This is a genomic window from Streptomyces chryseus (assembly GCF_014650755.1).
Classification (GTDB): domain Bacteria; phylum Actinomycetota; class Actinomycetes; order Streptomycetales; family Streptomycetaceae; genus Streptomyces; species Streptomyces chryseus.
Window position 1 is genome coordinate 220306 of record NZ_BMVO01000003.1, and the last position, 15361, is coordinate 235666.

General features: G+C 71.1%; 17 protein-coding genes and 2 pseudogenes. 18 read left to right on the forward strand and 1 reads right to left on the reverse strand.

Annotation, left to right across the window (positions count from 1 at the left end; all coding sequences use genetic code 11):
• The 15 genes and pseudogenes from IE185_RS07665 (at position 1) to IE185_RS07735 (ending at position 11637) form a co-directional block, all read left to right on the forward strand.
• The gene (locus tag IE185_RS07665) at positions 1 to 240 is read left to right on the forward strand and encodes an RNA-binding protein (RefSeq protein WP_005311361.1); all 240 of its coding nucleotides are present in this window, start codon (positions 1 to 3) and stop codon (positions 238 to 240) included.
• Positions 241 to 336: 96 nt separating this feature from the next.
• Positions 337 to 900 carry a ribosome maturation factor RimM gene (gene rimM, locus IE185_RS07670; protein ID WP_138897521.1) on the forward strand — a complete coding sequence of 188 codons (564 nt, stop codon included), beginning with the start codon at positions 337 to 339 and terminating at the stop codon, positions 898 to 900.
• Entirely contained in the window at positions 900 to 1721 is an 822-nt protein-coding gene (trmD, locus tag IE185_RS07675) for a tRNA (guanosine(37)-N1)-methyltransferase TrmD (protein WP_138897522.1), read from the forward strand. The genes rimM and trmD overlap by 1 nt, the downstream gene beginning before the upstream one ends.
• A gap of 131 nt (positions 1722 to 1852) precedes the next feature.
• A complete protein-coding gene (gene rplS, locus IE185_RS07680) occupies positions 1853 to 2203 on the forward strand; it encodes a 50S ribosomal protein L19 (protein WP_093798805.1) in 351 nt (116 codons plus the stop codon).
• Between the two features lie 46 nt (positions 2204 to 2249).
• Positions 2250 to 3011: a signal peptidase I gene (gene lepB / locus IE185_RS07685; RefSeq protein WP_138907090.1), complete on the forward strand. Its 762-nt coding sequence runs from the start codon at positions 2250 to 2252 to the stop codon at positions 3009 to 3011.
• Positions 3004 to 4083: pseudogene (gene lepB, locus IE185_RS07690) on the forward strand (signal peptidase I). Before lepB (IE185_RS07685) ends, lepB (IE185_RS07690) begins: the two are co-directional and overlap by 8 nt.
• Positions 3980 to 4906 (forward strand): signal peptidase I, encoded by a 927-nt coding sequence (gene lepB / locus IE185_RS07695; protein WP_138898003.1) that lies wholly within the window; start codon positions 3980 to 3982, stop codon positions 4904 to 4906. The pseudogene lepB (IE185_RS07690) and the gene lepB (IE185_RS07695) overlap by 104 nt, the downstream one beginning before the upstream one ends.
• Positions 4907 to 4955: 49 nt before the next feature.
• A complete protein-coding gene (lepB, locus tag IE185_RS07700) occupies positions 4956 to 5687 on the forward strand; it encodes a signal peptidase I (protein ID WP_138897999.1) in 732 nt (243 codons plus the stop codon).
• A 7-nt stretch (positions 5688 to 5694) separates the two neighbouring features.
• Positions 5695 to 6207 (forward strand): NUDIX hydrolase, encoded by a 513-nt coding sequence (locus tag IE185_RS07705; RefSeq protein WP_189714844.1) that lies wholly within the window; start codon positions 5695 to 5697, stop codon positions 6205 to 6207.
• Positions 6208 to 6262: 55 nt separating this feature from the next.
• A complete protein-coding gene (locus IE185_RS07710; RefSeq protein WP_003993268.1) occupies positions 6263 to 6571 on the forward strand; it encodes a DUF2469 domain-containing protein in 309 nt (102 codons plus the stop codon).
• 83 nt (positions 6572 to 6654) lie between these two features.
• Positions 6655 to 7023 carry a YraN family protein gene (locus tag IE185_RS07715; protein WP_138898001.1) on the forward strand — a complete coding sequence of 123 codons (369 nt, stop codon included), beginning with the start codon at positions 6655 to 6657 and terminating at the stop codon, positions 7021 to 7023.
• Positions 7023 to 8642, forward strand: coding sequence for a YifB family Mg chelatase-like AAA ATPase (locus tag IE185_RS07720; protein ID WP_138907091.1), 1620 nt, complete (start codon positions 7023 to 7025; stop codon positions 8640 to 8642). Before IE185_RS07715 ends, IE185_RS07720 begins: the two co-directional genes overlap by 1 nt.
• On the forward strand, positions 8639 to 9907 hold the full coding sequence (dprA, locus tag IE185_RS07725; RefSeq protein WP_189714846.1) for a DNA-processing protein DprA: 1269 nt from the start codon (positions 8639 to 8641) through the stop codon (positions 9905 to 9907). The genes IE185_RS07720 and dprA overlap by 4 nt, the downstream gene beginning before the upstream one ends.
• A 240-nt stretch (positions 9908 to 10147) precedes the next feature.
• On the forward strand, positions 10148 to 10984 hold the full coding sequence (gene whiG / locus IE185_RS07730; RefSeq protein WP_138895996.1) for an RNA polymerase sigma factor WhiG: 837 nt from the start codon (positions 10148 to 10150) through the stop codon (positions 10982 to 10984).
• 95 nt (positions 10985 to 11079) lie between these two features.
• Entirely contained in the window at positions 11080 to 11637 is a 558-nt protein-coding gene (locus IE185_RS07735; protein WP_138896005.1) for a TetR/AcrR family transcriptional regulator, read from the forward strand.
• A 164-nt stretch (positions 11638 to 11801) separates the two neighbouring features.
• On the opposite strand, the pseudogene IE185_RS07740 reads toward IE185_RS07735, so the two are convergent.
• Positions 11802 to 12242 (reverse strand): annotated as a pseudogene (locus tag IE185_RS07740) (peptidoglycan DD-metalloendopeptidase family protein); the annotation flags it as partial.
• A 279-nt stretch (positions 12243 to 12521) separates the two neighbouring features.
• Between IE185_RS07740 and rpsB the strand changes: the two are divergent.
• From rpsB to pyrH, 3 genes are all read left to right on the forward strand, one after another.
• Positions 12522 to 13451 carry a 30S ribosomal protein S2 gene (gene rpsB, locus IE185_RS07745; protein ID WP_138895997.1) on the forward strand — a complete coding sequence of 310 codons (930 nt, stop codon included), beginning with the start codon at positions 12522 to 12524 and terminating at the stop codon, positions 13449 to 13451.
• Between the two features lie 101 nt (positions 13452 to 13552).
• On the forward strand, positions 13553 to 14389 hold the full coding sequence (tsf, locus tag IE185_RS07750) for a translation elongation factor Ts (RefSeq protein WP_138895998.1): 837 nt from the start codon (positions 13553 to 13555) through the stop codon (positions 14387 to 14389).
• A 159-nt stretch (positions 14390 to 14548) separates the two neighbouring features.
• Positions 14549 to 15304, forward strand: coding sequence for a UMP kinase (gene pyrH, locus IE185_RS07755; protein WP_138895999.1), 756 nt, complete (start codon positions 14549 to 14551; stop codon positions 15302 to 15304).
• Positions 15305 to 15361: the final 57 nt, after the last annotated feature.

Below are 15361 nucleotides of genomic sequence, written 5' to 3' on the forward strand. Positions count from 1 at the left end.
ATGCTCGAGGAGGCTCTTGAGCACCTCGTGAAGGGCATTGTCGACAATCCCGACGATGTGCAGGTCGCCTCGCGCAACCTGCGCCGCGGACGCGTGCTGGAGGTCCGGGTCCACCCCGACGACCTCGGCAAGGTCATCGGCCGCAACGGCCGCACCGCTCGCGCTCTGCGTACGGTCGTGGGCGCCATCGGCGGCCGTGGCATCCGCGTCGACCTCGTCGACGTGGACCAGGTCCGCTGACGTAGTCGACCAGTTTTACCTAGATACGCCGGCTCGGGCCGGGGAGGGCTCACCAGCCCTTCCCGGCCCGTAGTCGTACGACAGGAGAAACATCAAGTGCAGCTCGTAGTCGCGCGGATCGGCCGCGCCCACGGGATCAAGGGCGAGGTCACGGTAGAGGTGCGTACGGACGAGCCGGAGCTGCGGCTCGGGCCCGGCGCCGTACTCGCCACGGACCCGGCCTCCGCAGGGCCGCTGACCGTCGAGACCGGCCGGGTGCACAGCGGCCGGCTGCTGCTGCGCTTCGCGGGCGTCAAGGACCGCACCGCGGCCGAGGCGCTGCGCAACACGCTCCTGATCGCCGAGGTCGATCCACAGGCGACTCCGGAGGACCCGGAGGAGTTCTACGACCACCAGCTGATGGACCTCGACGTCGTCCTCGCCGACGGCACCGCGGTCGGCCGGATCACCGAGATCACCCACCTGCCCTCGCAGGACCTGTTCATCGTCGAGCGCCCCGACGGCAGCGAGGTGATGGTCCCCTTCGTCGAGGAGATCGTCGCCGAGATCGACCTTGAGGAGCAGCGCGCGGTCATCACGCCGCCGCCGGGCCTGATCGACGACAGCCAGGCAGAGGTGGCGTCCAGCCGGGACGACGAGACCGGCCAGGACGAAGACTGATGCGGCTCGACGTCGTCACGATCTTCCCCGAGTACCTGGAGCCGCTGAACGTCTCGCTCGTCGGCAAGGCCCGCGCGCGCGGACAGCTCGACGTACGCGTGCACGACCTGCGGGACTGGACGTACGACCGCCACAACACGGTCGACGACACCCCCTACGGCGGCGGACCCGGCATGGTCATGAAGACCGAGCCCTGGGGCGCGGCACTCGACGACGCCCTGGCCGACGGCTACGAGCACGGGGCGCACGGCCCGGTGCTGGTCGTGCCGACGCCCAGCGGCCGGCCGTTCACCCAGGAACTGGCCGTCGAGCTCTCCGAGCGGCCCTGGCTGGTCTTCACACCCGCGCGGTACGAGGGCATCGACCGCCGCGTCGTCGACGAGTACGCCACCCGCATGCCGGTGTACGAGGTCTCCATCGGGGACTACGTCCTGGCGGGCGGCGAGGCCGCCGTACTGGTGATCACCGAGGCCGTCGCCCGGCTGCTGCCCGGAGTGCTGGGCAACGCCGAATCCCACCGCGACGACTCCTTCGCGCCCGGCGCGATGGCCGGCCTGCTCGAAGGCCCCGTCTACACCAAGCCGCCCGAGTGGCGCGACCGCGGCATCCCCGAGGTGCTGCTGAGCGGCCACCACGGGAAGATCGCCCGGTGGCGGCGGGACGAGGCGCTGCGGCGTACCACCGCCAATCGGCCGGACCTCATCGAGCGCTGCGACCCGGCGGTTTTCGACAAGAAGGACCGCGAGATGCTCAGCATCCTCGGCTGGCGGCCCGGTGCCGACGGCCGATTTGGGCGTAACCCCGAGGCCGTGGAAGAATAGGCCGCTGCTGTACGTCCGGCGTGCGCCCCTGCCACAGGGGGAACGACGCCCGCCCGACGCGGACAGCACCCCGAAACTCTCTTATCGAATTCCGTCGATGACCTGTGGCATCGGCGAGGAAGCAGACTCACATGTCCAGCCTTCTCGACTCCGTCGACTCCGCGTCGCTGCGTACCGACCTTCCCGCGTTCCGCCCCGGTGACACCGTGAACGTCCACGTTCGCGTCATCGAGGGCAACCGCTCGCGTGTGCAGCAGTTCAAGGGCGTAGTCATCCGCCGCCAGGGTTCTGGCGTCCGCGAGACCTTCACGGTCCGCAAGGTCTCCTTCTCCGTCGGCGTCGAGCGCACCTTCCCGGTGCACAGCCCGATCTTCGAGAAGATCGAGCTCATCTCCCGCGGTGACGTCCGCCGCGCGAAGCTGTACTTCCTCCGTGAGCTGCGCGGCAAGGCCGCGAAGATCAAGGAGAAGCGCGACCGCTAAGTCGCGCACTCGGCGCCCGGGACCGGCCGGATAGGCTCACGTTCCGATGGACACCGAAGCACACGACACGGAGCGCGACCGCTCTTCCGTCCCCCCGCCAGGGGACGAAGAGGGGGCGCGCTCCGTGCGTTTCTCCGCCGCCGCGTGGCGCCGGCCGGCTCTGCTCGGCGGCGCCTGCGCGGCCTTTCTGCTGCTCTTCAGCACCTTCGTCCTGCAGCCCTTCCTCATCCCCAGCGGCTCCATGCAGCCGACGGCGGACATCGGGGACCGGGTGCTCGTCAACAAGTTGGCGTACCGTTTCGGTTCCGTACCGCAGCGCGGCGACGTGGTCGTCTTCGACGGCACCGGGTCCTTCGTACGCGAGGAGCCCGAGCGGAACCCGGTCACCGGGCTGCTGCGGTGGGCGGCCGCGGCCGTGGGACTGGCCGAGCCCGCCGAGACCGACTACATCAAGCGCGTGGTGGGCGTGGGGGGCGACCGGGTCGTGTGCTGCGACAAGCGGGGGAGGGTCGAGGTGAACGGCCTGCCGGTGGACGAGGAGTACCTGTACCCGGGCGACGCCCCCTCGAAGGTCCCGTTCGACATCGTCGTACCGCAGGGCACCTTGTGGGTCATGGGCGACCACCGATCCCACTCCCGCGATTCCCGTGACCACCTCGGCGAGCCGGGCGGCGGCATGGTGCCCGTCGAGAAGGTGGTCGGGCGGGCGGACTGGATCGGCTGGCCGGTGAGCCGCTGGTCCTCGGTGGACGAGTCCGGCGCCTTCACCCGCGTCCCGGCGCCCGGACCGGTCGGGTCCCATGGGTAACCGCGGACGGGCACGGGCGAGCCACCGTGCGGACACCCGGCTGCCCACCGGTACGCGGCCGACCACCGGGCCCGCGCTGCCCGGCAGGGCGGACCGGCGGAAGCTGGCGAAGCGGGTGAAGAGGCGGCGGCAGAGGTCGGCCGTCAAAGAGATACCGATCCTGATCACCGTCGCGCTGCTCATCGCGCTCGTCCTCAAGACCTTCCTCGTGCAGGCCTTCGTGATCCCGTCCGGCTCGATGGAGCAGACGATCCGGATCGGCGACCGGGTGGTGGTCGACAAGTTGACACCGTGGTTCGGATCGAAGCCGGAGCGCGGTGACGTCGTGGTGTTCAGGGATCCCGGCGGCTGGCTCCAGGAGGAGAACACCGACGTCAAGGACGATCCGGTGGTCGTCCGGCAGGTCAAGGAGGCCCTCACCTTCATCGGTCTGCTGCCGTCCGAGGACGAACAGGACCTGATCAAGCGCGTGGTGGCGGTCGGCGGGGACACCGTCAAGTGCTGCGACGCGGACGGGCGGGTCACCGTCAACGGCGTACCGCTGGCCGAGCCGTACCTGAACCCGGGCGACCGGCCCTCCGAGCTGGAGTTCGACGTGAAGGTGCCCGCAGGGCGGCTCTTCGTGATGGGCGATCACCGGTCGAACTCCGCCGACTCCCGTTTCCACCTCGACGAGCGCTTCGAGGGAACGGTCTCAGAGGAGGAGGTCGTCGGGCGGGCCGTGGCGATCGTGTGGCCCTTCAGCCACTGGCGGAAGCTGGAGGAGCCCGAGACGTACGCGAGCGTCCCTGACCCGCGCGGCGGGACGACCGCCGCGAGCGGCCCGTCGAATACAGTGTCGTCCCAGGATCCGAACGCGGTGATCCTGCTCCCGACCCCTGCGGAACTCCCGCTCGTTATGGGAGTGGTGGGCCTGCGCCAGGTATGGCGCGGGCGGTGGAACGGAGTGAGGAGTTGATGTGGGGGATTTGGCGGTCGGCGCACGATCCGAACGCGACGAGCCCGAGGAACGACCGGAGTCACCCGCAGCCGTGAGCGACGACGTACGGGGCCAGGACCCGAGCAGCAGTGACAACAGCGGCAGCGGCTCCAGTGGTGGAGACAGCAGCAGTGGCGCGGGCCCGAGGAAGCCGCGCTCGTTCTGGAAGGAACTGCCGCTGCTGATCGGCATCGCGCTCGTGCTGGCACTGTTGATCAAGACCTTCCTGGTGCAGGCGTTCTCGATTCCCTCGGACTCGATGCAGAACACCCTGCAGCGGGGCGACCGGGTGCTCGTGGACAAGCTGACACCGTGGTTCGGCTCGGAGCCGGAACGCGGCGAGGTCGTGGTCTTCCACGACCCGGGCGGCTGGCTGGAGAGCACCGTGACGCCGGAACCGAACGTCGTGCAGAAGTTCCTCAGCTTCATCGGCCTCATGCCGTCCGCGGAGGAGAAGGACCTGATCAAGCGGGTCATCGCGGTCGGCGGGGACACCGTCGAGTGCAAGAAGAACGGGCCGGTCAAGGTCAACGGGAAGGCGCTCGACGAGAAGTCGTACATCTTCCCCGGTGACACCCCGTGCAACGACGAGCCCTTCGGGCCGCTCAAGGTGCCGGACGGCCGCATCTGGGTGATGGGCGACCACCGCCAGAACTCGCTGGACTCCCGCTACCACCAGGAGCTGCCGGGCCACGGAACGGTCTCCACCGACGAGGTCGTCGGGCGCGCCATCGTAGTGGCGTGGCCGGTCAACCGCTGGGCCGCGCTGTCGGTCCCCGCGACGTTCGACCAGCAGGGGCTCAACGCCGCGGGCGTCGCGATGACCGCGGCGCCCGGAGCGCTGGGGCTCGCGGGTGCGGCGCCGCTGGTGCTGTGGCGCAGGCGGAGGCTGACCGGCGGGCGTACCGCCGGGTAGGGTGCCGCTCGGATCAGCGATTTTCGATCTCCTAGGTGGGAGCGCTGCGATGAGCGGAACAGGACGTACAGAAGACGGCCGCGGCCGGCTCGGCAACGCGTTGTCCGGGCTGGCCGTGGCCGTCGGCTGTGTGCTCTTCCTCGGCGGCTTCGCCTGGGGAGCGGTGCAGTACAAGCCGTACACGGTGCCGACCGATTCGATGACCCCCTCGATCAGCGCGGGGGACCGCGTGCTCGCCCAGCGCATAACCGGCGGCGAGGTGCGGCGCGGAGACGTGGTGATCTTCAGCGACTCCGTGTGGGGCAATCTGCCGATGGTCAAGCGCGTGGTCGGGATCGGCGGCGACAAGGTCGCATGCTGCGGCAAGGACGGCCGGCTGACCCTGAACGGCGAGCCCCTTGACGAGCCGTATCTGGCGAGCGGGGAGCCGGCGTCGGCCACCCCCTTCACGTCCGAGGTGCCCGAGGGGCACCTGTTCCTGCTGGGCGACGAGCGGCGTACGTCGGTCGACTCGCGGGGGCACATCGAGGACGCCGCGAAGGGCACGGTCCCGGTGGGCAAGGTGGACGCGCGCGTCGACGCCGTGGCGTGGCCGTGGGGCGGGACGCTCGCCCGGCCGGACACCTTCGCGGCGCTGCCGGGCGGCGTTTCGGAGCCCGGGCCGATCGCTCCGGTGCTGGCCGCTGTGGTGGCCGGAGTGGTGCTGATCTTCGGCGGGGCGGCGTACGGGCCGGTCGCCAAGCGGGTCGGGCGGCGCCGGGCGGGTACGGGTGCACGGTGAGGTGACGGTGGAGAAGCGAGCGAGTGACGAGGCCGGCGGCCCGCTCCGGAAGGTCGCCCGGGTGATCCTGCTCGATCCGGCCGACCGCATCCTGCTGATGCACGGGTACGAGCCGGACGATCCGTCGCTGACCTGGTGGTTCACCCCGGGCGGCGGACTGGAGGGCGACGAGACGCGGGCCGAGGCCGCGCTGCGCGAGCTCGCGGAGGAGACGGGGATCACACAGGTCGAGCTGGGTCCGGTGATCTGGCAGCGGCACTGCTCGTTCCTGTTCGACGGGCGGCGCTGGGACCAGGACGAATGGTTCTACCTCGCTCGTACGGCACAGACCGCCACGGTGCTCGACGGGCTGACCGGACTGGAGCGGCGGAGCGTCGCGGGGCTGAGGTGGTGGACCTCCGCCGAACTGTCCGCGACGCGTGAGACGGTGTACCCCATCAAGCTCGCCGGGCTGCTGCGTACGCTGCTCGACGAGGGTCCTCCTGGTACGCCGACGGTCTTGGCCCCGGAAGTCGCATAGGGGCGCACGGGGCTGGCGCACAATAGGGGGACGCAAGGCTGAAGGGGAACATGCCATGAGCGCCGAGGACCTCGAGAAGTACGAGACCGAGATGGAGCTGAAGCTCTACCGGGAGTACCGCGACGTCGTCGGTCTGTTCAAATACGTGATCGAGACCGAGCGGCGTTTCTACCTCACCAACGATTACGAGATGCAGGTGCACTCGGTCCAGGGTGAGGTCTTCTTCGAAGTATCCATGGCGGACGCCTGGGTCTGGGACATGTACAGGCCGGCGAGGTTCGTCAAGCAGGTGCGGGTGCTCACGTTCAAGGACGTGAACATCGAGGAGCTGAACAAGAGCGATCTCGAACTTCCGAGTGGCTGACTTTTCCACAACTGACGAGTTGTCCACCAAGATCCACTAGTTGGCGGTGAGCGCGGCACATTCGGTTCCGGAGGTGGAACCGGATGAACGCGAAGAATGCCACAGGAGCTCTCGGCCGGTACGGCGAGGACCTCGCGGCGCGCAGGCTCGTCGAGGACGGCATGACCGTCCTGGAGCGCAACTGGCGCTGCCGCGCGGGAGAGATCGACATCGTCGCCCGGGACGGCGACGCTCTGGTCGTCTGCGAGGTCAAGACCCGCAGGGCCGGACCGTTCGAGCACCCGATGCAGGCCCTCAGGTCCACGAAGACGGAACGGCTGCGCCGCCTGGCCGAACGCTGGGTGCACGAGCACGGGGGACCCCCGCCGGGCGGGGTGCGGATCGACCTCGTCGGGGTGGTGCTGCCCCGGCGCGGGGCGCCCCTCGTCGAGCACGTACGGGCGGTGGCGTGATGGGGTTCGCGCGCACGTGCTCGGTGGCCCTGGTCGGGGTCGAGGGCGTGGTGGTGGAGGTCCAGGCGGACCTGGAGCCGGGCGTGGCCGCCTTCACTCTGGTGGGACTGCCGGACAAGAGTCTGGTCGAGAGCCGGGACCGGGTGCGGGCGGCCGTCGTCAACTCGGGCGCCGACTGGCCGCAGAAGAAGCTCACGGTCGGGCTCAGCCCGGCCTTCGTGCCCAAGAGCGGAAGCGGCTTCGACCTGGCCGTCGCGGTCGCGGTGCTCGGGGCGGCGGAGCGTGTCGACCCCAGGGAGATCGCCGATCTGGTGCTGATCGGGGAGCTGGGGCTCGACGGGAGGGTGCGGCCGGTGCGCGGGATCCTGCCGGCCGTCCTCGCCGCCGCTGAAGCCGGGTACCGGCAGGTCGTCGTACCGGAACAGACGGCGGCCGAGGCCGGGCTGGTGCCCGGGGTGTCGGTCCTCGGCGTACGGAGCCTGGGCCAGCTCATCGCCGTACTGACCGGATCAGAGGTGCCGCAGGAGGAGCGGACCGAGGAAGGCCGGCCGGACGCCATGCTCGCCGGGCTGATGGTGCCGGGCGCCGGGCTGGGCACAGGGCTGGCCGCCGGTGGCCGGGGCGGCGACGGCCCGGACCTCGCGGACGTCGCGGGGCAGCATGCGGCCCGTACAGCTCTGGAGGTGGCGGCCGCCGGTGGTCACCACCTGCTGCTCCACGGGCCGCCGGGCGCCGGCAAGACGATGCTCGCCGAGCGGATGCCCGGGATCCTGCCGGCGCTGACCCGGCAGGAGTCGCTGGAGGTGACCGCGGTGCACTCGGTGGCGGGCATCCTGCCGCCGGGAGAGCCGCTGGTCGCCGTGCCGCCGTACTGCGCACCGCACCACTCGGCGACGATGCAGTCGCTGGTGGGCGGCGGCAACGGACTGCCCCGCCCCGGAGCCGTCTCGCTCGCACACCGGGGCATCCTCTTCCTCGACGAGGCGCCGGAGTTCAGCGGGAAGGCCCTGGACTCGCTGCGGCAGCCGCTGGAGTCGGGGCACGTGGTGGTGGCGCGGAGCGCCGGGGTGGTGCGGCTGCCCGCGCGGTTCCTGATGGTGCTGGCCGCCAACCCGTGCCCCTGCGGGCGGCACACCCTGCACGGCTCGGGGTGCGAATGCCCGCCGTCGGCGATCCGCAAGTACCAGGCCCGGCTGTCGGGGCCGCTGCTCGACCGGGTCGACCTGCGGGTCGGGGTCGAGCCGGTGCAGCGGGCCGACCTGCTCGGCCGGGGCGGGCGCGGCGAGCCGACCGCCGCAGTCGCGGAACGGGTGCGGGAGGCGAGGGCGCGGGCGGCGGCGCGACTGGACGGCTCCCCGTGGAACACCAACAGCGACGTGCCGGGCCACGAACTGCGTACGCGCTGGCAGCCGGCCCCAGGAGCTCTGGGCGCCGCCGAACGGGACATGGAGCGCGGGCTGCTGACGGCCCGTGGCCTCGACCGGGTGCTGCGGGTCGCCTGGACCGTCGCCGACCTGGCCGGCTGCGACCGGCCCGACGCAAGCCATGTCGACCTGGCGCTGGAGCTGCGTACGGGGATCGCACGGGGAGCGCCCGCGCTGATCGGAGGCACGGGATGAGCGGGGGAGTGCGGGAGGAGGCGGTGACCGCGACGGGCGGGGCGGCGGGCCGGGCGGGCGCCGGGCGGCGGAGCGAGGGCGCGGCGCCCGGGCCCGGCCAGGGCGTGGGGGATCAGGAGCGGCTGGCACGGGCGGCCCTGACCCGGGTCGTCGAGCCGGGGGACGAGGCCGCCGGGCGGTGGCTCCGGGAGTGCGGGCCGGTGGAGCTGATGCGCAGGTTCACCTCGCTCGACGTCGCGGACGCGGCCGAGGCGCTGACCGGCGTGAGCGGGCAGCGGCTCGGCGGCTACCGGATGCGCGCGGCGGCCGCCGACCCCGAGCGGGACCTCGCGGCGATGGCGGCGGTGGGCGGCCGCTTCGTGTGCCCCGGCGACGAGGAGTGGCCCGGGCAGCTCGACGACCTGGGCGACGGCCGGCCGGTGGGGCTCTGGGTGCGGGGCGGGCCGCATCTGCGGATGTGGGCGCTGCGGTCCGTCGCCGTCGTGGGGGCCCGGGCCTGCACCTCGTACGGGGCCCACATGGCGGCGTCGCTGGGCGCCGGGCTCGCCGAGCGCGGCTGGGTCGTGGTCTCCGGGGCCGCGTTCGGCGTGGACGGCGCCGCCCACCGGGGCGCACTGGCCGCGGGCGGGGCCACCGTCGCGGTGCTGGCCTGCGGCGTCGACGTCGTCTATCCCCGGGGCCACGCCGAACTGATCGGGCGCATCGCCGAACAGGGGCTGGTGCTCGGCGAGTTGCCGCCGGGCGGTCATCCCACCCAGAGCCGGTTCATCCTCCGGAACCGGGTGATCGCCGCCCTCACCCGGGGCACGGTCGTGGTGGAGGCGCAGTACCGCAGCGGCTCGCTGGTCACGGCGCGCGGCGCGCAGCGGCTCGGACGGTTCACGATGGGCGTGCCCGGCCCCGCCACCAGCGGACTCTCGGCGGGTGTCCACGAACTGCTGAGGGGCGAGGGCGTCCTGGTCACCGACGCCGCCGAGGTGGTGGAACTGGTCGGGGAGATCGGCGATCTGGCCCCGGCGCGCCGGGGACCACTGCTGCCCAGAGATCTGCTGGATCCCGTCGCGGCGCTCGTCCTGGAGTCACTGCCGGCCCGGGGCGCCCTCGGTGCGCGCGACGTCGCCCGGGGAGCGGGAACCACCCCCGACGACGCACTCGGCAAGCTGTACGAACTGCACTCCTTGGGGTTCGTCGAACGGCGGGGTGACGGCTGGCAGTTGACGCCGGGGCCCGTACAGCACGCGAACGCGCGGCGAGGCGGTCCTTGACCAGCGGCATTCGGGTGAAAAGGTACTGGTGATGACCCTCTCAGCCCGCCCGGACCGCTCTCCGGGGCCGCCGTACACGGTGATGGCCCCGGAGAGCGGCGTGCCGCTCGGCATTCATCTTGACGGGGGCGATCCCATATCCTGCGCGGACTGCGACGCCGCAGTCACGCTACGCTCACAAGGAATCCTCCCAGACGCAAGATCCCCCCGACGTCACAGCAGAACGGCTCAAGGCAACGCATGCCCCAGCACACCTCCGGGTCTGACCGCGCGGCAGTGCCACACGCGGCGCGTGGCGGCGTGCGGCCCGCCGCACCCTCCTCGCTCGACGAGTTGTGGCGGTCGTACAAGACCACGGGCGACGAGCGGCTGCGAGAGCAGCTGATCCTGCACTACTCGCCGCTGGTGAAGTACGTCGCCGGGCGGGTCAGCGTCGGGCTGCCGCCCAACGTCGAGCAGGCCGACTTCGTGTCCTCCGGTGTCTTCGGGCTCATCGACGCCATCGAGAAGTTCGACATCGAGCGCTCCATCAAGTTCGAGACGTACGCGATCACACGCATCCGCGGCGCCATGATCGACGAGCTGCGGGCCCTGGACTGGATCCCCCGCTCGGTGCGGCAGAAGGCCAAGGCGGTCGAGCGCGCCTACGCGACGCTGGAGGCGCAGCTGCGCCGTACCCCCAGCGAGAGCGAGGTCGCCGCGGAGATGGGCATCCTCCTGGAGGAACTGCACGCTGTTTTCAGCCAGTTGTCACTGGCGAACGTCGTCGCCCTGGAGGAGCTGCTGCACGCCGGCGGCGAGGGCGGTGACCGGCTGAGCCTGATGGACACGCTGGAGGACACCCACGCCGACAACCCGGTCGAGGTGGCCGAGGACCGGGAGCTGCGCCGGCTGCTGGCCAGGGCCATCAACACGCTGCCCGACCGCGAGAAGACCGTGGTCACGCTCTACTACTACGAAGGTCTCACCCTCGCCGAGATCGGCAACGTGCTGGGCGTGACCGAGAGCCGGGTCAGCCAGATCCATACCAAATCGGTGCTCCAGCTGCGGGCGAAGCTGGCCGACGCCGGGCGTTGACGGCGGCGCTGAATCGTCCCTGCCGCCTCGGTCGCATCGTCAGGGCGACGGCTCATCCGTAGAGTGGGACCGTGCCAAGGATTCGAGCGGCCTCGGTGGCCGAGCACCGGACGATGCAGCGCGGCGCCCTGCTGGACGCCGCCCGCTGCCTGCTGTCCGAAGGCGGTACGGAAGCGCTGACCTTCCCCGCCCTCGCTGAGCGCACCGGCCTCGCCCGGTCGTCCGTGTACGAGTACTTCCGTTCCCGCGCCTCCGTCGTCGAGGAACTGTGCGCCGTCGACTTCCCGGTCTGGGCAGCCGAGGTCGAGAACGCCATGGAGCGGGCCGGCACCCCGGCCGGCAAGGTCGAGGCGTACGTACGCGCGCAACTGCTCCTGGTCGGCGACCGGCGTCACCGCGCCGTGGTCGCGATCTCCGCCAGCGAGCTCGACGCGGGCGCGCGCGAGAAGATCCGCGCCGCCCACGGCGGTCTGGTGACGATGATCGTCGAGGCGCTCGGCGCGCTGGGCCACGACCAGCCCCGGCTGGCGGCGATGATGCTCCAGGGAGTCGTCGACGCGGCGGTGCGGCGCATCGAGCTCGGCGCGGCGGAGGACCCGGACGTCATCGCGGACACGGCCGTGGCGATGGCACTGCGCGGCGTCCAGGGCTGACCCGCCGGCCGCCGCGGCTCGGCCCGGGGCGGCAGCGGTACGTCGAAGACCGGCAGCAGACGCGGCGGGCCGCGGCGCAGCAGGTGCCCGGGAAGCAGCGTCAGCGGGTCGAGGTACGCGTCCCCTCTGCGCAGGCCCCAGTGCAGGCAGCCGGACGGGCAGTGGAACGGGCCGTCCTGCAGTACGCCCACCACCTGCCCGGCGGCCACCTCGTCGCCCATGGCGACCAGCGCGCGCACCGGCTCGTACGTCGTCCGCAGCGGCGGGTCGCCCGTCCCCGCCAAGGTGACGGACAGGACGCCGCGTCCGGCCACCGGGCCCGCGAAGGAGACCCGGCCCGGGGCCACCGCCCGTACCGGCGCACCGGGTCCGGCCGCAAGGTCGACACCGCGGTGCCCGGCCGCGTACCGGGAGGGCGGCGGCTCCCAGGACCGCAGGACCGGTGGCCGTTCCCCCACGGGCCACACCCCCTCGGACGGGGGCGTGCCTGGGGCGGGCACCGGCTCGGCCGGGGGCGTGCCCGCGGCGGCCTCCGGGAGCGGGACGCCCCAGGCCGTCAGCAGAAGCAGGATCGGGACCAGGACCAGCACAGTCGTTCGTCGCATCCCCACACCGTCCCGCGACGGGCCGGTTCGCGGGGATCATGGACCCGATCTGTGGACCGGCGGCCGGTTGTGGACATCGCCGTCACCCGGCACTGCGTAGGTCCCGTACACTTCTTGTGGCGATCCGGGTCACCGGGTCGACTTCGCACGCCCCGCCACCTCACCCTCTCTGCGGTCGGTGGCCGCGCCGCTCGGTCCTTCGTGGCACGGCGCATGGGGCGTCAGGCGCGACCGCAATCCTGCGGACGCGGCAAACCGAGTAACTCAAGGAGTACGGCCATGGCCGTCGTCACGATGCGGGAGCTGCTGGAAAGCGGCGTCCACTTCGGTCACCAGACCCGTCGTTGGAACCCGAAGATGAAGCGCTTCATCTTCACGGAGCGCAACGGCATCTACATCATCGACCTGCTCCAGTCGCTGTCGTACATCGACCGCGCCTACGAGTTCGTCAAGGAGACCGTCGCCCACGGCGGTTCCATCATGTTCGTCGGCACCAAGAAGCAGGCGCAGGAAGCGATCGCCGAGCAGGCGACGCGCGTGGGCATGCCCTACGTCAACCAGCGCTGGCTCGGCGGCATGCTGACCAACTTCTCCACCGTCTACAAGCGCCTTCAGCGTCTGAAGGAGCTCGAGCAGATCGACTTCGAGGATGTGGCCGCGTCCGGCCTCACCAAGAAGGAGCTCCTGGTCCTCTCCCGCGAGAAGACCAAGCTGGAGAAGACCCTCGGCGGTATCCGCGAGATGTCCAAGGTGCCCAGCGCCGTCTGGATCGTGGACACCAAGAAGGAGCACATCGCCGTCGGTGAGGCGCGCAAGCTCCACATCCCGGTCGTCGCGATCCTCGACACCAACTGCGACCCCGACGAGGTCGACTACAAGATCCCGGGCAACGACGACGCGATCCGCTCCGTCACCCTGCTCACCCGCGTGATCGCCGACGCCGTCGCCGAGGGCCTCATCGCCCGCTCCGGCGCCGCGACCGGCGACCAGAAGCCGGGCGACAAGGCCGCCGGCGAGCCGCTCGCCGAGTGGGAGCGCGACCTGCTCGAGGGCGACAAGAAGGCTGACGAGGCCGCTGCCCCGGCCGCCGACGCCGAGGTGCAGACCTCCGCCGAGACCGGGAAGGTCGCCGACGCCGAGAAGGCCGACGAGGCTGCCGCCCCGGCCGGCGAGGCTGCCGCCCCGGCCGCCGAGGCCGAGCAGGCCTGACACCCGTCACGGTTGACGACGGCGGGGGAGGGCGCGGTGAGCGCCCGCCCCCGCCGCCACCCGTAGATCTTCGCTTCGACTTCGAGAGAGATTCACAGATCATGGCGAACTACACCGCCGCGGACGTCAAGAAGCTCCGTGAGCTCACCGGCGCCGGCATGATGGACTGCAAGAAGGCGCTCGACGAGGCCGAGGGCAGCGTCGACAAGGCCGTCGAGGCCCTGCGCATCAAGGGTCAGAAGGGCGTCGCCAAGCGCGAGGGCCGTTCTGCCGAGAACGGCGCCGTCGTCTCCCTCATCTCCGACGACAACACTTCCGGTGTCCTCGTCGAGCTGAAGTGCGAGACGGACTTCGTCGCCAAGGGTGACAAGTTCCAGGCCGTCGCGAACGCGCTCGCCGCGCACGTCGCCGCCACGTCCCCCGCCGACATCCAGGCGCTCCTCGCGTCCGAGATCGAGGCCGGCAAGACCGTCCAGCAGTACGTCGACGAGGCCAACGCCAACCTCGGCGAGAAGATCGTCCTGGACCGCTTCGCGCAGTTCTCCGGCGCCTACGTCAGCGCGTACATGCACCGCACCATGCCCGACCTGCCCCCGCAGATCGGTGTCCTGGTCGAGCTGGACAAGGCCGACGCCGAGCTGGCCCGTGGCATCGCCCAGCACATCGCCGCCTTCGCGCCGAAGTACCTGGACCGCGACGACGTCCCCGCCGAGGTCGTCGAGGCCGAGCGCCGCGTCGCCGAGGAGACCACCCGCGCCGAGGGCAAGCCCGAGGCCGCGCTCCCGAAGATCGTCGAGGGTCGAGTCAACGGCTTCTTCAAGGAGGCCACCCTCCTCGGCCAGCCGTACGCCCTGGACAACAAGAAGTCCGTCCAGAAGGTTCTGGACGAGGCCGGTGTCACCCTGAAGCGCTTCTCGCGCATCAAGGTCGGCATCTGAGTCCGTTCCAGCGATCGAGCGTGGACCCCCGCTAGGGTCTACGGCAGTCGGACGCGTACGTAACGGACGACCGCAGATCTTACGAGGAGGCCATTGCCGCGCACGGGACTCAGCACCCACCGGCAATGGCCTTCTTCGTATGTGCACTAGGAGATCTCCATGACGAATACCCAGAAGAGCGACGACGGCAAAGTGACCGGCCGTTTCATGCTGAAGCTGTCCGGCGAGGCGTTCGCGGGCGGCGGCGGCCTGGGTGTGGACCCTGACGTGGTGCACGCCATCGCGCGGGAGATCGCCGCCGTCGTGCGCGACGGTGCGGAGATCGCGGTCGTCATCGGCGGCGGCAACTTCTTCCGCGGCGCCGAGCTCCAGCAGCGCGGCATGGACCGGGCCCGGTCCGACTACATGGGCATGCTCGGCACGGTCATGAACTGCCTCGCCCTCCAGGACTTCCTGGAGAAGGAAGGCATCGACAGCCGCGTGCAGACCGCCATCACGATGGGCCAGGTCGCGGAGCCGTACATCCCGCTCCGCGCCGTGCGCCACCTGGAGAAGGGCCGGGTCGTCATCTTCGGCGCCGGCATGGGCATGCCCTACTTCTCCACCGACACCACCGCCGCCCAGCGGGCCCTGGAGATCGACGCCGAGGTCATGCTCATGGGCAAGAACGGTGTCGACGGGGTCTACGACTCCGACCCCCGCACCAACCCCGCCGCCGTCAAGTTCGACGCGCTCGAGTACGGCGAGGTCATCACCCGGGACCTCAAGGTCGCCGACATGACGGCGATCACGCTGTGCCGGGACAACAACCTTCCGATCCTCGTCTTCGAACTGCTCGCCGAGGGCAATATCGCGCGGGCGGTCAAGGGTGAGAAGATCGGCACGCTCGTGAGCGACCGGGGCACCCGGGCCTGACCGGGGGATGGACAAGAACTCTGCCGGTCGGACACCGTGCAGGGAAGACGCGCCGCA